The 20485-nt window shown below is 66.8% G+C and carries 18 protein-coding genes; 11 read left to right on the top strand and 7 right to left on the bottom strand.

Annotated features, from left to right (window positions below; all coding sequences use genetic code 11):
* Window positions 1-42 precede the first annotated feature (42 nt).
* Window positions 43-1344 carry a zf-HC2 domain-containing protein gene (locus H5T74_10155; protein MBC7230737.1) on the top strand — a complete coding sequence of 434 codons (1302 nt, stop codon included), beginning with the start codon at window positions 43-45 and terminating at the stop codon, window positions 1342-1344.
* 428 nt (window positions 1345-1772) lie between these two features.
* Here the strand turns inward: H5T74_10155 and H5T74_10160 are convergent, their stop codons facing one another.
* The gene (locus tag H5T74_10160) at window positions 1773-2540 is read right to left on the bottom strand and encodes a glutaconate CoA-transferase (protein ID MBC7230738.1); all 768 of its coding nucleotides are present in this window, start codon (window positions 2538-2540) and stop codon (window positions 1773-1775) included.
* Window positions 2541-2553: 13 nt separating this feature from the next.
* Window positions 2554-3612, bottom strand: a complete 1059-nt coding sequence (locus H5T74_10165; GenBank protein ID MBC7230739.1) for a CoA transferase subunit A — start codon at window positions 3610-3612, stop codon at window positions 2554-2556.
* A gap of 390 nt (window positions 3613-4002) precedes the next feature.
* On the opposite strand from H5T74_10165, the gene hypA reads away from it, so the two are divergent.
* From hypA to H5T74_10190, 5 genes are all read left to right on the top strand, one after another.
* Complete coding sequence (gene hypA, locus H5T74_10170) at window positions 4003-4344, top strand: hydrogenase maturation nickel metallochaperone HypA (GenBank protein MBC7230740.1); 342 nt, start codon at window positions 4003-4005, stop codon at window positions 4342-4344.
* 8 nt (window positions 4345-4352) lie between these two features.
* Complete coding sequence (gene hypB / locus H5T74_10175) at window positions 4353-5024, top strand: hydrogenase nickel incorporation protein HypB (protein MBC7230741.1); 672 nt, start codon at window positions 4353-4355, stop codon at window positions 5022-5024.
* A gap of 400 nt (window positions 5025-5424) precedes the next feature.
* Window positions 5425-5721, top strand: a complete 297-nt coding sequence (locus H5T74_10180; GenBank protein ID MBC7230742.1) for a hypothetical protein — start codon at window positions 5425-5427, stop codon at window positions 5719-5721.
* An 18-nt stretch (window positions 5722-5739) separates the two neighbouring features.
* Window positions 5740-5877, top strand: a complete 138-nt coding sequence (locus H5T74_10185) for a hypothetical protein (protein ID MBC7230743.1) — start codon at window positions 5740-5742, stop codon at window positions 5875-5877.
* A gap of 17 nt (window positions 5878-5894) precedes the next feature.
* Window positions 5895-6101 carry a hypothetical protein gene (locus H5T74_10190; GenBank protein MBC7230744.1) on the top strand — a complete coding sequence of 69 codons (207 nt, stop codon included), beginning with the start codon at window positions 5895-5897 and terminating at the stop codon, window positions 6099-6101.
* A gap of 116 nt (window positions 6102-6217) precedes the next feature.
* On the opposite strand, the gene H5T74_10195 is transcribed toward H5T74_10190, so the two are convergent.
* The 3 genes from H5T74_10195 to H5T74_10205 form a co-directional block, all read right to left on the bottom strand.
* Window positions 6218-7027 carry an undecaprenyl-diphosphate phosphatase gene (locus tag H5T74_10195; GenBank protein ID MBC7230745.1) on the bottom strand — a complete coding sequence of 270 codons (810 nt, stop codon included), beginning with the start codon at window positions 7025-7027 and terminating at the stop codon, window positions 6218-6220.
* On the bottom strand, window positions 7027-8508 hold the full coding sequence (locus H5T74_10200; GenBank protein ID MBC7230746.1) for a CoA-binding protein: 1482 nt from the start codon (window positions 8506-8508) through the stop codon (window positions 7027-7029). Before H5T74_10200 ends, H5T74_10195 begins: the two co-directional genes overlap by 1 nt.
* A gap of 207 nt (window positions 8509-8715) precedes the next feature.
* Entirely contained in the window at window positions 8716-9492 is a 777-nt protein-coding gene (locus H5T74_10205) for a hypothetical protein (GenBank protein MBC7230747.1), read from the bottom strand.
* A gap of 369 nt (window positions 9493-9861) precedes the next feature.
* Here H5T74_10205 and H5T74_10210 point away from each other — a divergent pair, with 369 nt between their 5' ends.
* On the top strand, window positions 9862-10116 hold the full coding sequence (locus H5T74_10210; protein MBC7230748.1) for a hypothetical protein: 255 nt from the start codon (window positions 9862-9864) through the stop codon (window positions 10114-10116).
* A 440-nt stretch (window positions 10117-10556) separates the two neighbouring features.
* Here the strand turns inward: H5T74_10210 and H5T74_10215 are convergent, their stop codons facing one another.
* Both H5T74_10215 and H5T74_10220 read right to left on the bottom strand, forming a co-directional pair.
* A complete protein-coding gene (locus H5T74_10215) occupies window positions 10557-11543 on the bottom strand; it encodes a WYL domain-containing protein (GenBank protein ID MBC7230749.1) in 987 nt (328 codons plus the stop codon).
* 1 nt (window position 11544) lies between these two features.
* Window positions 11545-12555 carry a YafY family transcriptional regulator gene (locus H5T74_10220; protein MBC7230750.1) on the bottom strand — a complete coding sequence of 337 codons (1011 nt, stop codon included), beginning with the start codon at window positions 12553-12555 and terminating at the stop codon, window positions 11545-11547.
* A gap of 195 nt (window positions 12556-12750) precedes the next feature.
* Here H5T74_10220 and H5T74_10225 point away from each other — a divergent pair, with 195 nt between their 5' ends.
* The 4 genes from H5T74_10225 to H5T74_10240 all read left to right on the top strand — a co-directional run bounded on the left by H5T74_10225 (window position 12751) and on the right by H5T74_10240 (window position 20459).
* Window positions 12751-13158, top strand: a complete 408-nt coding sequence (locus H5T74_10225; GenBank protein MBC7230751.1) for a hypothetical protein — start codon at window positions 12751-12753, stop codon at window positions 13156-13158.
* Window positions 13159-13608: 450 nt separating this feature from the next.
* Complete coding sequence (locus H5T74_10230; protein MBC7230752.1) at window positions 13609-15258, top strand: CocE/NonD family hydrolase; 1650 nt, start codon at window positions 13609-13611, stop codon at window positions 15256-15258.
* 127 nt (window positions 15259-15385) lie between these two features.
* Window positions 15386-17650 carry a M28 family peptidase gene (locus tag H5T74_10235; protein ID MBC7230753.1) on the top strand — a complete coding sequence of 755 codons (2265 nt, stop codon included), beginning with the start codon at window positions 15386-15388 and terminating at the stop codon, window positions 17648-17650.
* 448 nt (window positions 17651-18098) lie between these two features.
* The gene (locus H5T74_10240) at window positions 18099-20459 is read left to right on the top strand and encodes a PAS domain S-box protein (GenBank protein MBC7230754.1); all 2361 of its coding nucleotides are present in this window, start codon (window positions 18099-18101) and stop codon (window positions 20457-20459) included.
* Window positions 20460-20485: the final 26 nt, after the last annotated feature.

Below are 20485 nucleotides of genomic sequence, written 5' to 3' on the forward strand. Positions count from 1 at the left end.
AGAAGGGTGACCGCCCACCGCGAGAGAGCGATATCGACTGAGATGAACTGCAGAAAAGCCACCAGATCCCTGGGGCCGTTCCTGGACGGCGAACTGGCCCCTTCCCGCGCTGAGGAGCTGCGGAGGCACCTCTCCTCGTGCCCGGACTGCGCGCTGCGCCACCGGCGCATGCGGGCTCTCCTGGGCGAGCTCTCCTCGCTGCCCTCCCTCCATCCCACCCCCCGTGAGAGGGAGGCGCTGCTCATCCGGCTGCGCCGCGAGCCGGCGGAGCCCGCGCCGGCTCCCTTCTTCCACCGCCGGGCGCAGCTCGCCGCCGCCGCCGTCTCGATGCTGGCCATAGCGGTCATCACCGGGGTGGCGGTCACGGTATGGAGAGGGGAACAAGCGCCGACGGTGGTGGAAAGGGAGGCGGCACCCGCGGAGCGGGGCGGATCCGAGACCGATCACGCCGACAAATACTCGACGGTTGAAAACTGGCGGCCGGATGCCGCGACACCGGGCGCGATGGCCGCGTCCCTGAAGCCATCGCCCTCACTGGTGCTCTCAGGCCGGGAATACGGACCGAGGGACCTCGAAGCCTACCGCGATGACCTGGGGGCGAGGATGGACTTCTACTCCGCTTACTGGTACCCGGCCTCCACGGGCGCCTTGGACGAGGCGGAACTGCGCGGCACGCAGCAAGAGCTGGTGGAGGAGATGGCTGCCAGGGCGGCGTCGCTGGGCGGTGACCCCGAGGGCCTCAAGAGGGCCGTGGAGTCGGCGCTCGCCGGGTCGGACGGCGAGATCCTCCTGCCCTGCCACGCGGAGCTGGCGAAGGTGAACGGCAGGGAATGCTGGCTGGTGTCCCTGAGCGGACCGGAGGATTACCTCCTCTTCCCCGACCCGCAACGCCCGCCGGCCATGGTCCTCGCCTCCCTGGGCGGCGAGGAGAGCCTGGCGGTGAGCGAATCGCTACTGAGGGAGCTGGCCGCGGTCCTGGCTCCCTGCGACGGCGCCGGCCCCTTGACCGTCACCTCGCAATGGAACGGAGCGGCGGGAAGCGGCGCAGAGGAGGGGCGGGCGTCCATCCCCCCGGACGACAGGGCCTCCGGCAAGCAGGGAGAGGAGGCGGGCGAAAGCCTCTCCGGGGTCGATTTCCGCTCCTTCCTGCGCGACCTGGCCGCCCGCTACAACAGCCTCGACATGCTTGGCAGGCTGGAGAGCCTGAACTACCAGAAGGTGATCATGATCCTGCACGGGGACTGGGCCGGGCTGGCCGCCGAGGGCGTGAACCTCGGCGACTTCCTGCGCCCCCCGCGGCGCCTGTGGGCGGTGGACCGCGAGAGCGGCGCAGTCCTCAAATAAGGTCCCGCCTCACCGCCAGGATCGCCGTCCTAAAGCCCCCGCTTTTCTCGCCCTGCTCGTGTCCGCCCTCCAATGCGGGCGGATATGACGCTTTCCGGCAGCCCTCCCGCCCGGGCGCCGCGTGCCGGAGCGCTCCGCCTCCCTCCCCGGACACCTTACGGCGCCGCTCCCCGAAAGCACTCCCGCAAGGAAAACGGGAGCGCGCGCCGTGGTCTCTACCGGTGGTCTATTCGCCAGGGCCGGGGAAGACCCGCGGCTTCGGCGAGACCGGGGAACGGGGAAAAGAACGGAGGGGCGAACCTCGCCCGAAAAAAGAGGTGGAACGTCCCCGCCATGCGCCCCACGACCTCCGTGTTGCGCAGGCACAGGGAACCCCACCCTAAAAAAGAGGGGGGAACGCCCCCCCTCTCTCATGAGACGTGGCCGGGCTAGAATACGAACAGCTGGTTGGGGTCCACTTCCTCGCGCAGGACGCGCAGCTCCTCCTCGGTGGGCTTGGGGGTCTCGGTCACGTCGTCGGGGATGATGAGCTCGAAGCCCGTGAACTGCTGCACCACCTCAGGGGTCACGCCGGGATGGTAGGAGATGAGCTTCATGCGGCAGGTCTCCTCGTCGAAGCCCATCACCCCGAGGTGCGAGATGACCCTCCAGGGCCCGCCGCCCACCAGCCCAGCTTTCTCGCGCGCTCCCGGGCCGTCCAGGAATCCCGGGGTGGTGATGTAGTCGCACTTCTCGGGGAAGCGCTCCGGCAGGTGCAGGCCCATGAAGATGACCTTGCCGCACAGGGAAGCGATGTCGTTGGCGCCGCCCGAGCCCGTGAGGCGCACCTTGGGGTTGTCGTAATCGCCGATGCAGGTGGCGTTGATGTTGCCGTACATGTCGATCTGGGCCCCGCCCAGGAAGCCCACGTCCGCGTAGCCGGCGCGGCTGTGGCCGAAGACCGAGGTCATGGAGAGGATGGTGGGCGCCTTGTGGTAGGTCCAGGAACAGGCCACCGACCAGGGGAGCACGCGGGGCTCCGGGTCCACGGCCCCGCACTCGTAGATGGCCATCATATTGGGGGCGTGCAGCTTGTGGGCCAACAGGGCGCCCACCAGGGGCAGGCCGGTGCCCACGAAGACGCTCTCGCCGTCGCTTATGAGGCGCGCGGCCACGCACGCCAGCAGTTCCCGGGGGGTGTACTGTACCTCGCTCATCTTCGTATCCTCCTTAGATGGCCCGCTTGGCCACTTCCTCGTATTTCCACTCCCGCTCGCCGCCGATGCCCCAGGTGCCCAGACCGTAGAAAGAGGCGTCGCAGGCGAGCTGTTCCAGCTTCTTGAGGTAGTCGATGACGTTCATGCCTTCATCCTCGGCGATGAGCTGGATCATCTCGAAGTGGTCCTTGGTGCCCAGGATATATTTCTCGTACCACTCCCTGGTGCTCTCGGCGGTCTTCCACTCCACGCGCACCACGCGCTCCTGGAGCCTGCGGTCGAAGTAGTACATGCCGGGCATGTCGCCGGGGTAGGCGCCGTAGGGCACCTCGCAGACCGCGTCCACGCAGTAATGGGGGACGATGACCTGGTAGGGGTTGGTGCGGATGTCCAGGGTGTCCACGATGCGCTCGCAGGTGACGATGACCTTGTGCGCCGCGATGCAGATGGAGGTGTCGTTGACCGCCGGTCCCCAGATGCGGCCGTTGCCGAACTTGTCGGCGTGATGGACGTGGATGATGGCCACGTCGGGATACATGGCCGGGACCAGACATACCGGCTCGCCCGTGAACGGGTCCTCAGCTTCTTTGATGTAGGGGTTGGTCTTCATGATGTCCGTCCCCAGCATGGACTTGCAGGCCACGTAGTTGACCCCCTTCTCCGCCGCCAGGAGGGAGAGCGCCAGCCCGCCGTGGCTCCATTCCGAATAGACCTTGAGGGTGCCGTTCTGGACCCCGCGGCGGAAGGGAGATATCAGTCCCCGCATCTCCACCCCCACGTAGGCGACATGGCATCCCTCCATGCCCCCGAACTCGTGCCAGGCGGTGTTCATCCCCCCGGGGGTGAAGATGCCCACCAGGTCCTTCTTGCGCTGGCGCCCGATCTCCCAGAACGCCGCCATGGGCCCGCGCACGTAGGCGAAGCCCGTCTCCACGATGGAGTCGCCGTCCTGCACGAACTCGGCGACGGCGTCCTTGAGGGGCATGCGCTTGTCCTTCTCCGCCCTCGACTTCCTCAGCTTCACCTCCCGGGCGAGCTGGTGGTCGAAAAGTCTCTCGTTGGCATGGCTCATCCTCGTACCTCCCGGTCTCTAGTGGCGGATTGTGGAACAGGGCTCGAAAGCGCTCCGGCCGCTTGTGAGGGAAATGTCCTTTTCGTTCCGCGATCGGCGGTCGCACCGGGGATGGTGCTCACCCTGGTCCATCTCCTGTCTCGTCTTGTGCTGCATCCTCTATCGCCGTTCGATAAACGGTCCCGTATATTTTTACACCAAAACCGCCCTCCTGCCAACCGGCGCCCGCCTCCGCCCGTCTCTGCGCCTCCCAGGCGGCGGTCTCCGGGTGGGCACGGGCACAGGCGAGGGACGCCCTTCCCCGCCATGACCCGCATCCTTTTGTGCCGGGGCTTCTTTGGACTATGCTTAAGTCGCCCTGACGACGAAGTGCGCGAGGAAGGAAGTCATATGCATGAGCTCGGAGTGACCGAGAGCATCGCCGCCATCTGCCTGAAGCATGCGCAGCGCAACAACGCCAGGAGGATAATTAAGGTCAACGTCAAGCTGGGGGAGCTGGCGGGGATCGTGGACCATTACGTCAGCTTCTACTGGGACATGGTCACCAGGGACACCATCGCCCAGGGCGCGGAGCTCAACTTCATCAAGGTCCCGGTGGTGGCGTATTGTAAGGAGTGCGAGGAGCGGTTCGCGGTGGAGGAGTTCGACCTCACCTGTCCCAGGTGTGGCAGGGCGGAAACGGAGCTGGTCTCCGGCCGGGAGTTCATGGTGGAGTCCATCGAGATAGAGTAGGAGGGAAGATGGACGTAGAGGTGCTGGAGGGGATATTCGACGCCAACGAGAAGATCGCGCGGGAGAACGCCTCCCTTCTGCTCGCGCACGGGGTGCTGGCGGTCAACCTCATGGCCTCGCCCGGCGCCGGCAAGACCTCCCTCATCGCCGGCACCCTCGAACGCCTGGAGGGGCGGCTGCGCGCGGGGGTCATCGAGGGAGACATAGCGTCCAGCGTGGACGCCGAGAAGATCAAGGCCTACGGCGTGCCGGTGGTCCAGATCAACACCGGCGGAGCCTGCCACCTCGACGCGGTGATGATCCGCCAGGCCCTGGACCACCTCGACCTCGTCTCCCTCGACCTCCTGATCATCGAGAACGTGGGCAACCTGGTATGCCCGGCCGAGTTCAAGCTGGGGGAATCCATGCGGGCCATGATCCTCTCCGTGGCCGAGGGGCACGACAAACCGCTGAAGTACCCCCTCATGTTCAGCGAGTCAGACGTGCTGGTGGTGAACAAGACCGACCTCATCGGCCTGGGAGATTTTGACATGGAAGAGCTGCGCGGCACCGTCAAGCGCATGAACCCGGACATGGTCATCTTCGAGGTGAGCTGCCGCACCGGCGACGGGCTCGACGCCTGGGTTGACTGGCTGGCGGAGAAGGCCGTGGAATACGGGGGGCGGGCGGGGAAGGCCTGACGCGTTGTCCCCTGCTTTTCCCCTCCGTGCCGGCCTGCACCACATGCCGCGGAAAGTCACGTGGACTTCTCCTGGCGGGGGCCCTCCGGCATGCGCGGCGCGCTCGAGCATGCCCCGGTCCGAAAACACGGTGGGCACCCCCACGCAGACCCTGCGGCGATAGAAGCAGACCGTTCCCTGCGGCAGCAAGGGACGGTGGAATGGCGATACATCCATATCATGTAAGGCGGCGAAGAGCCCGGTGTCCGGCACACCTAGTGGGCGGTCCACAAGGCCGGGAAAGGGGGTTTCCGATAGCAGTAAAGATGAAGGCTCCGGCGGGGATATAGTCGTGATGCTGGCGACACTCGTCGCTCCGGCGTGAAGCGCACAGGGAACTATACGGTGGGCTGAAAACGTGGTGGCCCTGTGCAGCATAGCGGGCAAGAGTGTTTTTGGTCCCGCCATCGCCTCCGACGGTGCGGGCGGGGCCGTTGCGGCCTGGGTGGACCCCCGCTCAGATTCCGGGGGCATCTACGCACAGCGGGTATCCGACGTCCACGTCATCACCGCCGCCGCGGGCTCCGTGGGCTCCATAGAGCCCTCGTGCGAGGTACTGGTGCGCGACGGAGAAGACCAGGCCTTCGCCGTCTCCCCCGACCCCGGCTACGAGATAGCCGATGTGACAGTGGATGGAGAGAGCGAGGGGGCGGTGTAGGAATACGCCTTTCACAACGTGACCACCGACCACGCCATAGAGGCGACCTTCGCCCCCGCAGCCCCCGCGGTCAACGCCCGGTACCTGGCCGAGGGCTCCATGGACGGGGACATGGAGACCTGGGTGCTGGCGCAGAACCCAACCCCCGCCCGGTGACCGTGGACATATCCCTCATGACCGGGGAGGGAGAGAGGCCGGGGCCTCAAGGCTACGTGGTGGACGCCGGCCGGCGCGCCACCTTCATAGCCAACGACTACGTGACCGACTACCACGTCTCCGCCCTGGTCGCCTCCAGGGGCGGAGGGGTGGTCCGCGAGCGGGCCATGTACGGGCCGGGCAGGATCTGGTCCCACTCCTCCGTGGGACACGCGAGGAGATAGCGGCGGCGGAAGAGAGGGGCGGCGGGTGCCGCCCTCTTTTTCGCTGCGCGCGTGCGCGGTTTAACGGGAGCTCTTCACCCTCTGCACGGATAGACCGGGCGTGCCGCGGCGGGGGCTCAGAGGACGACCAGCACCAGCACGAGCGCGGCGGCAAGCACCAGCCGGTAGACCGCGTAGGGGCGGAAGGTGCCGGATTCGAGGCGGGTGAGGAGCACCCTGATGGCCAGGTAGCCGGTGACGGCGGAGGCGGCGGCGCCGCAGAGCATGGGCCACGCCGCCCCCCCCGGCATCTCCGCCCTGAGGAGCTTGAATCCTTCGTATGCCGCCGCCGCCCCGATGATGGGCACGGAGAGGAGGAAGGAGAAATCTGCCGCCTCCCTGCGCTCCAGCCCCCCCGCACGCGCCGCCGAGATGGAGGCGCCGGAACGCGAGACCCCGGGCATGACGGCCAGAGCCTGGGCCACGCCCACCGCCAGGGCCTGCCTCCATCCCGCCTCCCGCCAGGTGAGGGCCTCGCTGCCCAGGGCGTCGGCGCACCACAGCGCCAGACCGAAGGCGGCCAGGGTAAAGGCCATGAGCAGCGGCATCCCCTCCATCATCTCCGAGCTCTCGGCGAACACCGCCCCCAGCACCACCCCCGGGACGGTGGCGAGGAGCAGCATCCATCCCAGGCGCGCCTCCTCCCCGCCCCGCCCCCTTCCCGTCAACTCGCCCAGGCAGGCGAGGACGATCCTCCACAGACGGCGCCGGTAGTGCCAGACCACCGCGATCCAAGTCCCCAGATGCAGCGCCACCAGGAAGGAGAGGTCGGGCTCGCCCCATCCGAAGAGGTGGATGAGGAGGGCGAGGTGGGCGGAGCTGGATATGGGCCAGAACTCCGTGACCCCCTGCACCGCTCCCAGGAAAAGGGCGGGAAGGATCCCCATCACGCACCCCGCGCGGGAAGTGACCGCAGGCGGTCTCCCCTCTCGGCGAGCATGGAGGCCACGCGAGCCGCCCGCTCGGGGTTGGTGTAGATGGTGATGCGGTCCCAGGGATACCCGGAGAGGAGGTCGCTGTCGGAGTCCCTCTGGGGCATGCCCACGGTGACGATGGGCTTGCCCTGCTCCTCCATGAGCTCCGCCACCCGGCGCGCGAAGGCGGCGCTCCTCTCCTGCACGTAATACCGGCGTGCTCTCTCCAGGTCGCCCATGTCCTCCCCCTGCTCCTCCCTTCCCGCCAGCCCGAAGGCGCCCGCGGCATTGATGGTGCCCAGGGAGACCACGAGGTCGTAATGGGGGCAGGTGGCAAGTATTTCCAGGCAGCGCACGTGCTTGTCCAGGTCCAGGATGCCCACCATGTCCACGGGGTTACCCTTACTCCAGTAGGAAGGCAGGATGCCGGCCAGCTCCTCCCTGATCTCCGGAGGAAGCGGGGCCACGTCGAGGCCCGCGCGCTCGCAGAGGTCGGCGGCCACCACCGCCCATCCCCCTCCCCAGGAGAGGATGGCCGTCCTGCGGCCCCGCGCCGCGGGCAGCTTCACCAGCGCGTCGGAAAAATCCAGCATCTCCTCCGTGGTCTCCGCCCGGATCATCCCCGCCTGGCGGATCATGCCCTGGTAGATCTCGCGCGAGCCGGCCATGGAGGCGCTATGGGATGCGGCAGCCCGGCTGCCGGCCCCCGTCCCGCCGGCCTTGTAGATGACGACGGGCTTATGGGGGGTTATCTCCTCCGCCAGCTCCAGGATGCGCCGCGGGCGCTTGAACCCCTCCACGTAGAGGAGGATCACCCGGGTCTCATCGTCGCGCGCGAAGTACTCCAGGTAGTCGGCGAAATCGAGGTCGCACTCGTTGCCTATGCACACGAACCGGGAGAACCCGATGCCGCGATAGGACCCCCAGCCCAGCATCTGGGTGCCCAGGTTGCCGCTCTGGGCGGCGAAGGCGACGTGGCCGGCGCGCGGCTGCACCGGAGGCATGAGGGCGGTCAGGCTCCAGGGCGCGGAGGTGATGCCCATGGTGTTGGGCCCCACCAGCCTGATGCCCAGGGAACGTGCCTTCCTCACCAGGCTCTCCTCCATGGCCCGCCCCTCGGGGGAGGACTCGCTGAAACCCCCGGAGATGACGATGGCCACCTTCACCCCGGCCCGGGCGCAGTCCTCCATCACCCCCTCCACCTTCTCGGCGGGGATGGTGATCATGGCCAGGTCTATCTCCTTGCCGATAGCGGCAAGGCTGCGGTGAACGGGTATCCCCTTGAGCTCGCCTCCCCGGGGATTGACCAGGTAGAGCTCTCCTTTATAACCGTCCCGAAGGATGTTGGTGGGGATGATGTTGCCCCACTTGCCCAGGTTGGCCGACGCTCCCACGACGGCCATGCGGCGGGGGTTGAAGAGCGCTTCCACCGCCCGCATGCTCTCTGGTGTCAATTTCCGCCTCCTTTTCGCCCCCGTGAACCGTGCCTCCGGCTGCTTCCGCCCGGACCCTCCCGTCCCGGACCGCAGCCTCCCGCCGTTGGCCGTCCCGCCCCTCACCCCGTCGCCGGTTTTCCGCGGCACCCCGCGAGCGTTCCGCCGACCCCGGTCTCCGATGCGGCCTCATCGGATCGCGTAAGGCCGGGAGGCAGAGAAACGGCCTCAGAGTTCCTGCACGCGTTCCGCCAGCTCCTTTCCCTCCGCTATGAAGACATCTATCCTGGCGCTGAGGCCCGACAGGATGCCCAGGGCCTCCTCCCTCAGCGCGGGAGCCTCCGCGACGGCGCCCGCGAACCATTCCCGGAAACGCTGGTAAGGCCCCATGTCCTCGGGCTTTATCTCGCGGTCCACCGTGGCGGCCGCGTCGTCGATGGAGTGTAGATATCCCCACAGGCGCTCCCGGAAAGCGAGCAGGTCGTCGGGAGGCTCCATGCCCCTCAACTCGCGGCAATACCCGCTCATGGTCTTGCTGTCCTCCGCGGCGGCGGCCTTTATCTCCGGCACCCCAGCGTTTTCGGGAAGCCCGGGCAGGGCGATGTTCTCCACGTCGGCGAGCATGGGGAGAGCCGCCTCGAAGAACCCGATGGTGTTTTCGGCGTCGCTCATGTCCCGCACCCCTCGGGCATAGAAATCCATGAGGTCCAGGTGCAGCGGGACCGCCTCGGGAGGCGGGTACATGGCGTCTGCCTTCTGCCACGCCGCGTCGAAGACCTCCGCGGCCTGGCGGAAGAGCTCCTGCAGGTCGGGCAGGTCGTAGTAGTCCCTGGGGTCGAGCCCGCCCATCTCTCCCAGGAGCGCCCCCAGGTCCCAGGCCACCCCGTCGTGGAGTTCCGAGACGGCCTCGAGGTATTCCGAAAGCCCCATCTCCGTCCCCCCTCCGCATCCGAAGGAGACGGCTAGCAGGCATCCCGCGAGTAAGAAGGCTGTCACGCGCCGCATACCACAACTCCCTTGTCAGCGAGCCAGGGCTGAGACCATTATATATCCGGCCGCGCTCCACCGTGCATACAATTCCCTCCAGACGTAGTACCATGGTTCCCAGATCGAACATTTGGGAGATCACCCCTTTCCTCTTGTCGAACTTGCTTGATTTGTCAGGATGATAGGGTGGCCTCTCAAACTTTTTCAGCCCAAAGCGCCTACTTAAACGTTACAGCATCCCCTCCAGGCCCCGTTCCGGGGCGGACGGCCAGGCATACAGACCATACATTAATGTTCATTCATGCTTGCCTGTGGTGGTAAAATTCTAATTACGGCCCTGCGACAAGGAAAAGGGCGGTGGACTTTTTGCACAGACGGGAAACACAGATGCGAGGCAATGGAAGCGAATCCGCGAGCAGCGCCTACAAGGTGAGGATAAGCAAAGGGTTCGTGGATGCCTCCTTCGGCGAGGGCTTCCTGGTGGAGGTCTGGGACTTCCGCGTGCAGCGCCTGGTGTACGGGGAGAAATACAAGGAGCTGAACCAGGCCAGGAGGCGCCAGAAGGAGATCAGGAACGACCTCGAGAACATGAGCCTTGACCGCTTTCGCCAGGCCTACCTCTCGCGCCAGCACAGGGTATAGCGAGACCCCTCTTCGCCGTCCTGGATCATCGCCCTGGCCCGCATCATCCTGTAGTCCATCCAGGTCTACTCCCCATATATGCCCGTCCCTCCCTTCTCTCTGAGGAGGGATTCAAGACACTCTCAGACGTTGCTTGCTTGCTCGGGTATGTACGGTTTTAATGGCCAGGACCTGGTCGTTCCTATCTGGCGGTCGACATCCAAGAGACTCCGGTTCTTCCCTGCCTGCTCAGGTATGTGCGATCTTGAACGGCCAGGACATGATCGTTCCTGCCTGGCCGTTGACATGTCGGCATTTACGCCGCGGTTTCGACGTCCTGCCATCGGAGGACCGGGCAGCCGCCCGCCCGGATCGGGTGCTTCCAGTTGAACAGCTTGGCGCGTTGAATAGCATGATGCGTCCGGCTCCAACCCTGTCGCGCGGGCATCCTCCAGTACGGATCAGTTGCTTCCGGGGGGATTCACCCCGTAGACCGCCAGGGTGGTGAGTGCCCGTTCCCTCAACCTCCGTTTGAGTTCCGGGGGCGAGATCACCTTCACCTCCGTCCCGTGGCGGAGCAGCTCCCGCTCCAGCCAGGAGAGGTTGTCGGTGCGCAGGGTGCACACCAGGCGGCCCCTTACCTCCTCGCAGCTCGAGAAGGTGGGCTGCTCCCTGGCCCAGTCCGCCAGAGCGGAAGAGAAGCTCAGCTTCACCTCGATCTCCCCGCTTTCCGCAGCCCCGTAGGGACTCGGGAGGCCGGACTCTACCTCCTCTCCCGGAGGCGGCTCGAAGGTCTCCTCCGTGGTCTCCAGCTCCTTGATGCGATCCACGCGGAAAACCCTCCCCTCGCCGCTGCGTTCGTCCCAGGCGCGCAGGTACCAGTGTCCCATGCCGAATTCCAGGGAGAGGGGGCGGACGCGGCGCCGCGTCAGCTCATCCCTGCCGTAGGAATAATATTCCATCTCCACCACCCGCCTCTCGCCGCAGGCGCGTGAGAGCTCCGAGAGCACCTCTCTTTCGTGGGAAGGGGGTTTTATGGCTATCCTCCCGTCGATCTCCTCGCGCGATGGGCGACCCTGGCTGAGAGCCCTCGATATCTTCTCCATGGCCGAGAGCAGGGGCTCCGAGGCCTCCTCCCCCGAGAGCTCCACCAGGGCTCTGCAGGCCAGGTGCAGCCCTGACAGCTCGGCGGGAGTGAAGCGCAGCGGGCGCGCGAAGTAGTCGGCCATGCGTATGAACACCCTGTCCCCGTCTATATCCACCTCGATGAGGTCGGCGGGGGTGTAGTCCGGCTGACCGCACAGGAAGATGAGGTTGAGGTCGCGCACCAGCTGGTCGCGGGAGACGCCGAAGACCTCGCAAAGCTCACCCAGGGTCGCTCCCTGGTGCTTGAGCACGTAGGGCACCAGGGAGAGGAGCCGCTGTATCCTGGCTCTCTGATCCGCCATCCTACACATCTCCCAGGCTCTTCAGGAGTCTTTCCAGGCGCCGCACGGTCTTCTCCCGCAGGTCGGGGGGGGAGAGCACCTCGGCGTCCTCGGCATAGGAGAGCACCCAGTTCAGGAAGGCGTCCTCGTTGCGCACCGTCACCTCCAGCACCCCTCCCCCGTCGGGGGCGGCCTCGAAACGGTAGACGTCTCCCAGGTCCTTCTCCACCTGCCAGGCCATGCGGGGGGAGAAGCGCACCCTGGCCTCGCGGGGAGCTCCTTCCTCGAACTCCCAAGGGAGGATGCGCGCGTGCTCCTCCAGCCGGAAGTCCGGGGGGCGGACGAAGTCCGGCCCCTTTCCCTCCCGGTGCGCGAACTCCACCTCCGACTCGATGCGCGAGACCCGGAAGGAGCGCACCTCCCCGCGCAGGTGACAGAATCCCACCACATACCAGGAGCCGCGCTCCAGGTACAGCCCATAGGGGTCGAGCTCTCGCTCCTTCGCCCTGCCCTTCCCCTTCCCCGGGGAACGGTAGGCGAAACGCACGGTGCGGCATTCCACCGCCGCCCGCCACAGCATGTTGAGGACCTCCTCGCGTTCGCGGATAGGGGCAAAGCGCAGGCGCGGCGCCGCCGGGCCGCCCAGCCTGCTGCCCTCCCCCAGGTCCGGGCTCAGCTTCCTGAGCGCCGCTGCGGCCTCCCGCGAGAAGGGGATGAGCTCCCCGGAGGAAAGGCGGTTGACCAGCAGTAGGGCGACCTTCTCCTCGGGGCTGAAGTCCAGCTCGGGAAGATAGTACTGTTCCTTGGGGATGCGGTAGCCAAACTCCTCCCCCAGAGCGTCCACGGGCACCACCTGGATGGGAATCCCCATCTCGCGTAGCTCGCTCTTGTCTCGCTCGAACATGCGCTTGAAGGCGGACATGGATGCCTGTCCGTAGCCGGGTATGGAGGACCTTATCTGCTCCAGGGTCACCGGTTTTCGCGCCTGGAGCAGCATGGCGATGAGGTCGATGAGGCGCTCCGCCTTGTTCAAGCAGCACCTCCCCGCCCCATCCCGCGGCTGGCCCTCCCACGGGGAAAGGAGAGCATGCACGCGGGCTGCGCCCGCCCTCGACCTCGCCGCCCACGGGAGGTCACGCTGTCACCGCGGGTGAGGGAAGGATTGTCATCGGGGGATGCTAGCCTCGTGATGTAAGGCAGGAAGACCGCTGAACAGGCAGGTGTGAAGATGAAAGGTTTGCGGACCGTTCTTTTCCTATCGGGCATACTCCTCGCCTCCCTGGCAGAGAGCTCGGGGCCGGCATGGCTGCTCGCCGCGGCCGGGAGCCTGGTCTCCTTCGTCGCCCTGCTGGTGATCTGCGTGAGGGAGGAGACGGCGGTCGCCGCGGCGCAGAGGTCCCGCCTGGAGACCCTGGAGGCCTCCGCGCTCCGTCCCTCCCCCGTCCCGCCCGAGGCCGCGAACGGCCGCGTCATCGCGTCCGTGGAGGGCATGTCCATCCTCACCCCCTCCGCCTCGCTCTCCCGCGGTCCGCGGGGCGGCACGGACACCGCGCCCCGCGCAACGATTCCAGGCCGGAGGTCAACCGCCGCGCCTCTTCCGGCATCCGGCCACCGGCAGGGATGCAGCGTCCCCTGAACCCGGCTACAGCGCGGTGCAAAAGGGCACGCGTAGGCCCCTGGGTCGCCTCCTCGAAGATCGTCGTGGATCAAGCTCCAACCCCCGGGGTGGTCCCGCAACATCATGCCCGATTTCCTCGTTCGGTCTTCCTGATCCCCGCCGTACGCCCCGCTCCGGCTGGTATCCCGGAGCCCCGGCATCCGGCCCCATCCGCCCGGGTTTCCGGCTCTCATCCGCATCCCATCCCCATGATATCACCGAACATCACCCGCCGTACCGGTCTTTCCTCCCGTGGGGACTCCGGCGCCGGGGAGTTGCCATGACCCCACGCGACGGAGGGCCGGAGAGGACGCGCGCTTGCTCCGCGGCGCGGGGCATGCTCCGGAAGCCGCTTCTGGTATCATTATGCCGTATCAGGGAGACCCGTAAAGGCTTTCCACGCCGGTGAACTCGCGAGGGGGGAACGCTATGGTCAGGAAAAAGCGTGGGGACGAACGGGGGAAGGAGAAGCGCCGCGATGGCATGAGACGCCCGGTGCTCCTGTCATCCCTTGTCGCGCTGCCCCTCCTGCCCGGCGCCGCCAGGAAGGTGGCGGAGCTCGAGGGCAGGCGCAAGGGCTTCGAGGTCAGGCAGTTCAAGCTCACGACGAGGGACGGCACCCGCCTTTCGGCCGCCCTCTACGTGCCCGGGGGCGAGGGCCCCTTCCCCGCCCTGGTGATGGTGCATTCATGGATGCTGTCGCGCTGGCAATGCCATCTCTATGCCCCCTACTTCGCCTCCGCCGGTTATGTGGTCCTGACCTACGACTGCCGGGGTTGGGGGTCGTCGAGGGGAAAGACCCACTGCGCCGACCCGGAACTGGAGCTCCGCGACCTCGAGGAGGCCATCGACTGGCTGACGAGGGACAGCGGCCTGCCCCTCAAGGAGGGCGCGGTGGGGATCACCGGCATATCTTACGGCGGCGGCCATTCCTTCCTCATCGCCTCTCGTGACCCCCGGGTGAAAGCCGCGGCGCCCATCAACGGCTGGACTGACCTGCGGGAGAGCCTCCTGCCGCAGGGGTCTCTGAAGATCTTCTGGGGGATGCTGCTGCTCCTGACAGCCTCCTGTGCCACCCGCCTCGACCCCCGCAACCCGCTCTACCGCTGGACGGGGACCATGTTGCTGCGGCGAGGCGACGCCGAAGCCTTCGAGGAGGACATGCGCCGCCGATCCCGCCTGCAGGATGCGGAAAACATCGACACCCCCATGCTCATCGTGGGCTCGTGGAACGACGACCTCTTCGAGCCCAACCAGATGATGCATTTTTACGAGAGGCTGAGGTCCCCCAAGATGCTCTACATCGCCAACGGCATCCACGGGCTGGACGCCGGATTCGGGCCGCGCTGGGCGGGGAAGGATATCTGGGCGCTGATACGACGCTGGTTCGACCACTGGCTTAAGGGAGAGGACAACGGGATGCTCGAGGAGCCTCCCGTGCGCCTTTACCGGCCCTGGAAAAAAACGGTGGAGCCGGAGGAATCCTGGCCCCCTCCGGGCGTCACCATGCACCGCCTCTTCCTCGGCGATGATGACGGCGCTCTCAAGATGAGTTCCCGGCCCGGGGAGGGCAAGGGCGAGCTGGACCTCAAGCCCCGCCTCCTGAGCCCGGCCAGCTCCGGACCCTCGGTGGTGAGACCCCAAGCCCTGGGGTTCGTGATGCCGGGGCCGGGCCGTGACCGCGGCAGAGGATACTTTTCCTTCACCACCGCCCCCTCCCGGCGCGATTTCGAGCTCATCGGGATACCCAGGCTGACCCTGGCCGTCGAGCCCCGTCAGGAGCGGGTGCAGGTCAACGCCCTCCTTTACGACGTCCCTCCCCACGGCAGGCTTCCACGCCTCATAACCTACGGCACCGCCACCCTAGAGGGGCTGCGACCGGGGGAGGAGCACCGGTTGTCCATGGAGCTGGTGGCGGCGGATTACCTGCTGGAGGTGGGACATTCCTTCCGCCTCACCCTGACCGGGACCAACCTCTCCTTCGTGCTGCCCGTCCTCGGGAAAGGCGCCAGGATCATCTACGGGGAGGGGAAGAGCTTCCTCGAACTGCCCCTGAGGGAGGTAGGGATCGGGGCATAGAGGCCCGTCGCAGCAGACGTATCATGGGAAGGGGCGGAAAAAGCGAGGCGGGCGGGGTCCGGGAAGGCACATCGCCGCGGACACCATGGAGCCGGAGCCTGCCCCGGCGCGGAAGGAGGGGTATCTCATGGTGAGGCGCACGGTCTGCGCGGTCCTGGCGGCGTTCCTCCTCCTCGCCTTCCCGTCATGTGGACGGCTTGCCGCCTCCGCGTTCGCCCTCCCCTCCGGGGACGGCACCTGCGGCGAGGCGAGCTCGAGCGGCTCCCCCACCTGGTATTTCGCCGAGGGCTATACCGGCGAGGGGTTCCAGGAATACCTGGTCGTATTCAACCCCTCGGAAGAGGCGACCTCCCTCAGGGCGACCCCTCTCTTCAACCACTCGCTGTTGTCCGCCTCCCGCCCCGCCCAACAGCCCCCTGCCGGCGACGGGGAGCCGCGCTCCGCGGGAGGCGAACGGGGCGAGGCGATCGCCCTGGAGCTGCCTGGCGAAACCCGCGTCACCCTGGACGTCAATTCCCTGGTGGGCCCGAACCGGGAGGTGTCCTTTCTCCTGGAGGCGGAAAGACCCGTGGTCGCCGAGAGGCCGATGTACTTCACCTACCGCGGGATCTGGAAGGGCTGCACGGTGACGGGCGGCTCGGCATCTCTTTCCAGCATATGGTATTTCGCCGAGGGCTGCACGCGACGGGGCTTCGAGACTTGGGTACTCCTCGCCAATCCCGGTGAGGCGGCGGCTCGGGCCACGGTGCGGCTCATCCTCGAGGACGGTTCCGCGGCCCCCGTCCCCGTGGAGCTGCCGCCCCTCTCGCGGCGCACGCTTTTCATCAACCAGGCCGTCGGGGAAGGGCACGACGTGGCGGTCCGCGTGGAGGCGGACACCGGTATCTGCGCCGAACGGGTGATGTACTTCCTCTACCACGACAGGTGGCCGGGGGGACACGCCTCCAGCGGGCTGGACCGGCCGCGCAGGACCTACCTCTTTCCCGAGGGATACACGGGGGCGGGCTTCGAGGAATGGCTGACGCTGTATGCTCCGGCCGGTAATGCGGGGAACGGCGGCACCCGCATCACCATGAACTGCCTCTTCGAGGGCGGGGAGGAGCGCGCTTTCGAGGTGTGCATCGAACCCGAGCGGCGCCATACCCTGAACCTGAACCAGCTCCTGGGGGAGGGGAAGAACGTGTCCCTGGAGCTGCGGGCGGAGGAGCCCTTCTTGGCCGAGCGCCCGATGTATTTCAACTACCGGGGCGTATGCCGGGGAGGGCACGTGTCCAAGGGGGTGGGGGAGGCTTCGGAGCGCTGGTTCCTCGCAGAGGGCACCACGCTTCCCGGTTTCCGCACCTATCTCTGCATCATGAACCCCAACCTCGAGGACGCCGAGGTGGAGGTGGAATACCACTACGGCACGGCGACATACACCGAGACGACCCCGGTCCGGAGCCGTGCCCGCCTCACCCTGGAGGTGAAAGCCCTCCCGCTGCCGCGGGATGCGGGCGCGGGTGCCGGCGATCACCGGGACGTCTCCATAGAGGTCCGTTCCTCCCTGCCCGTCGCCGTGGAGAGGCCCATGTACCATCCCGGTGCATCCTTCGAGGTCGCCAACGCCATGGACCACATCCGCCACCTCAGCGAGGTCATAGGGCAGCGCGTGGAGGGCACGCCGGGAGAGGCTTCCGCTGCCGAATACCTAGCCGGGGTCCTCCGGGAATACGGTTACTCCCCCGTCATCCAGGAAGTGCCCCTCCCCAACGGAGGCATCACCCGCAACATCATCGCGGAGCTGACGTCCCCGGTAAGCCCGGACAGCACGGGGGTCCTATTCGTGGGAGCTCATTACGACACCAAGGCGGGGACCGGCAGCCCGGGCGCCAACGACAACGCCTCGGGCACGGCGGTGGTGCTGGAGCTGGCGCGCTGCTTCATGGAGGAGCCTCCGGCGGACGGCGTCGCCCTCCGGTTCATCTTCTTCGGAGGAGAGGAGCGTCTCGTGGACAACACCGACCTCCATCATTTCGGCTCCCGGTATTACGTGCAGAACCTCTCGCCCTGGGAGAGGGAACACGCCATAGGCGCCGTGGTCGTGGACATGGTAGGCGTGGGAGAGCAGCTCTATGCCCGTACCATGGGCATCGGCCCCATGGACCTCTGCAACCGGCTCATGTCCCATGCCCGGAGCGCGGGGATATCTCTCTCCTACCTCGTGAGCGGCTCCTACTCCGACCACGAGCCCTTCGAGGCGGCAGGCATGGCCGCGGTATGGCTGGAATACAAGGACGATCCCTGGTATCACACCCCGAGGGACAGTTACGACAAGATCGACCCCGCCCACATCGAGAACACCGGTCGCCTCCTGGAGAGCTTCATGCGCTCGCGGCTCGTACGCGGAGACTAGCATGACGCAGCCTCTCGGGCAAAGGTTTTAAGGGGACCTGGTCTGCGGGATTCAGCGCACGCGGAGAACGGCACCCCGTGGCGCTTTTTTGGCCTCCCACCATTTTCCCCATATCCAAGGGGATTCAGCGCACGCGGAGAACGGCGCCACATGGCGCCTCTTGAGGCACGGCGCCGGAATCGCTCCTCCGCGGGGGTCCACCTTGCCGGTGAGGCCGGAAAGGGCCGAGGGCGTGGAACCCTTCCCCCGCGGGAGGCGACTCCGGGGGCCGCGGACGCACTCGGTGGCCGCGAGGCCGGCCTATCCCGCACATACCGTCAATTCAGCTGCGAATCCACCCGTACTGAAGATCGAAGATGTGACCCCGTGCGTGTTCAGTCCGGGAGGTGAGCGTCCGACATATATGATGGTCAATGAACACCAGTCTTGCGGGGAGTGAACGGAGCCTATGCAGGGCGATGAGGACAGCCGCCGCGATCGCGAGGAGGCCGGGGCGGGGCACGCGCGAAAAGGCATGCCCGAAGCCCGGGAAGGGGGACTTAGGGAAGGGGAGACCCCGGGACGGGGCAGGCTCCGCCTGGTGGAGGAGGCCCTCGACGAGCGCCTCAAGGAACTGCGCTATCTCCACTGTCTATCCCGGCTGGAGAGCAGGCCCGACCTCGATCTGGACGCGTTGATCCAGGAGGCGGTCGAAGCCCTCCCCGGTGCCATGCGCTACCCGGAGGTTGCGGGTGCCAGCCTGGCCATCGAGGAAAAGCGCTATGTCTCGCCCGGGTTCGTGCGGGGACCGTGGAATATGTCCGCCGCCGTCCGCGCCTGGGGCGAGGATATAGGTTCCCTGGAGGTCTCCTACCGCGAGGAAGTCCCCGACGCGGACGAGGGACCCTTCTTGGCCGAGGAGCGCGCCCTCCTGGATACCGTGGCCGAGAGGTTCGGGCACATCATAGAGCACCGCCGTTTCGAGGAGGCGCTGCGGGCCTCGGAGGAGCGCTACCGGGACCTGGTGGAGAACGCCGTGGACCTCATCCAGAGCGTGACGCCCGAGGGCCGTTACTTCTACGTCAACCCGGCGTGGAGAGAGGCCCTGGGTTACGATATGGAAGAGGTTGCCAACCTCACCCTCGCCGACGTCATCCACCCCGAGGACCTCGCCCATTGCCTGGAGATCCTCAAGAAGGTGATGGCGGGAGAGAGGATACGGGGGGCAAGTGCGAGGTTCCTGCGCAAAGACGGCAGCATCCTGTGGGTGGAGGGCAACATCAACCCCTTCCTGGAAGGCGGCCGCGTCACTCACACGGTGGGCATCTTCCGCGACGTCACCTCGCACCATGCAGTGGAGGAGGCGGTGAGGGCCTCGGAGCGCTGGTTCCGTTCCCTCATCGAGAACTCATACGACGCGGTGACGGTGCTCGACGCCGACGGCAACATAAAATATTTCAGCCCCTCCCTGGAGCGCATGACGGGGTACCGCCCTGAGGAGATCGCCGGGAAGGCGGCTTTCGAGTTCATACATCCCGAGGACCTGCCGGCGGTGGCCGCGCTCTTCTCCGAGAAGATACGCGAGCCCTATTCCTCAGCCACCGCCGAGTACCGCTACCGGCACTCGGACGGGTCATGGCGCTACCTGGAGGCGGTGGGCCGCAACCTCCTCTCCGACGAGGCGGTGCGGGGCATAGTGGTGAACTACCACGACATCACGGAGCGCCGCCGGATGGAGGAGGCGCTGCGCGAGAGCGAAGAGCGTTTCCGGGCCCTGGCCTCCGCCGCCCACGACGCCATCGTCACGGTCAACGACCTGGGGGAGGTCACCTTCTGGAACGCCGCCGCCGAGAGGATGTTCGGATACGCGGCGCACGAGGTGCTGGGGCGCGACCTCCACAAGCTCCTCATCCCGCCTGAGAGGAAGGTGGACTATCACCGCGACATCGCCGCCTTCGCGGTGAGCGGAACCGGACGCATGCTGGGAAAAACCCAAGAACTCACGGGCAGGCGCAAGGACGGGAGCACCTTCGCCCTGGAACTCTCGCTGTCCGCCCTGCGTATCCGGGGGCGCTGGCACGCCGTGGGCATAGCCCGCGACATCAGCGAGCGCAGGGAGGCGGAGGAGAGGCTGCGCGCCGCGAACCGCGAGCTGGAGGCTTTCGCCCACACCCTCTCCCACGACATCCGGGGTATGATCTCCACGGCATACGGTTACGCACGCATGCTGCAGCGTTTCTGCGGCGACGCCCTCGACCCCGAGAGGCGTTCCTGGCTGGAGGAGATCGTCAACTCCCTCTCCCGTATGGACCGTTTCACCACCTCCCTGCTGGAATATGCCCGGGCCGGGGTCCCGGAGGGAGCGGTCACCGAAATGCCCATGCAGGAGGCGCTGGAAACAGCGCTGCGCGGGCTGGAGGCCGCGTTCCTGAGGAAGGGGGTCGAGCTGACCGTCGCTGAAGGCCTTCCCTCCGTGCGGGCGGACGCAACCAGGCTGCAGCAGGTCCTCTACAACCTGCTGCACAACGCCGTCAGGCACGCCGGCGCCGCGGGCACGCCGCGCGTCGAGATATCCGCCTCCGTGCAGGGGGAAGAGGTGGTGGTGGCGGTCAGCGACAACGGCCGGGGGATCCCGGCGGAGAAACTGGACATCATCTTCGAGCCCTTCGTGCGCCTGCGCGGCGAAGGCACCGCTCCGGGGCTGGGCATCGGCCTCTCAACCGTGAAGCGGGCGGTGGAAGGATGGGGCGGAAGGGTGTGGGCGGAATCGGAGCCGGGCAGGGGCTCCACCTTCTTCTTCACCGTGCCCGCGGCCCGGGCCGGGGCATGACTTCGCGTCAGGTTATTGCCAGCCGC

It is taken from the genome of Actinomycetota bacterium (genome assembly GCA_014360645.1).
Lineage (GTDB): Bacteria > Actinomycetota > Geothermincolia > Geothermincolales > RBG-13-55-18 > Solincola_B.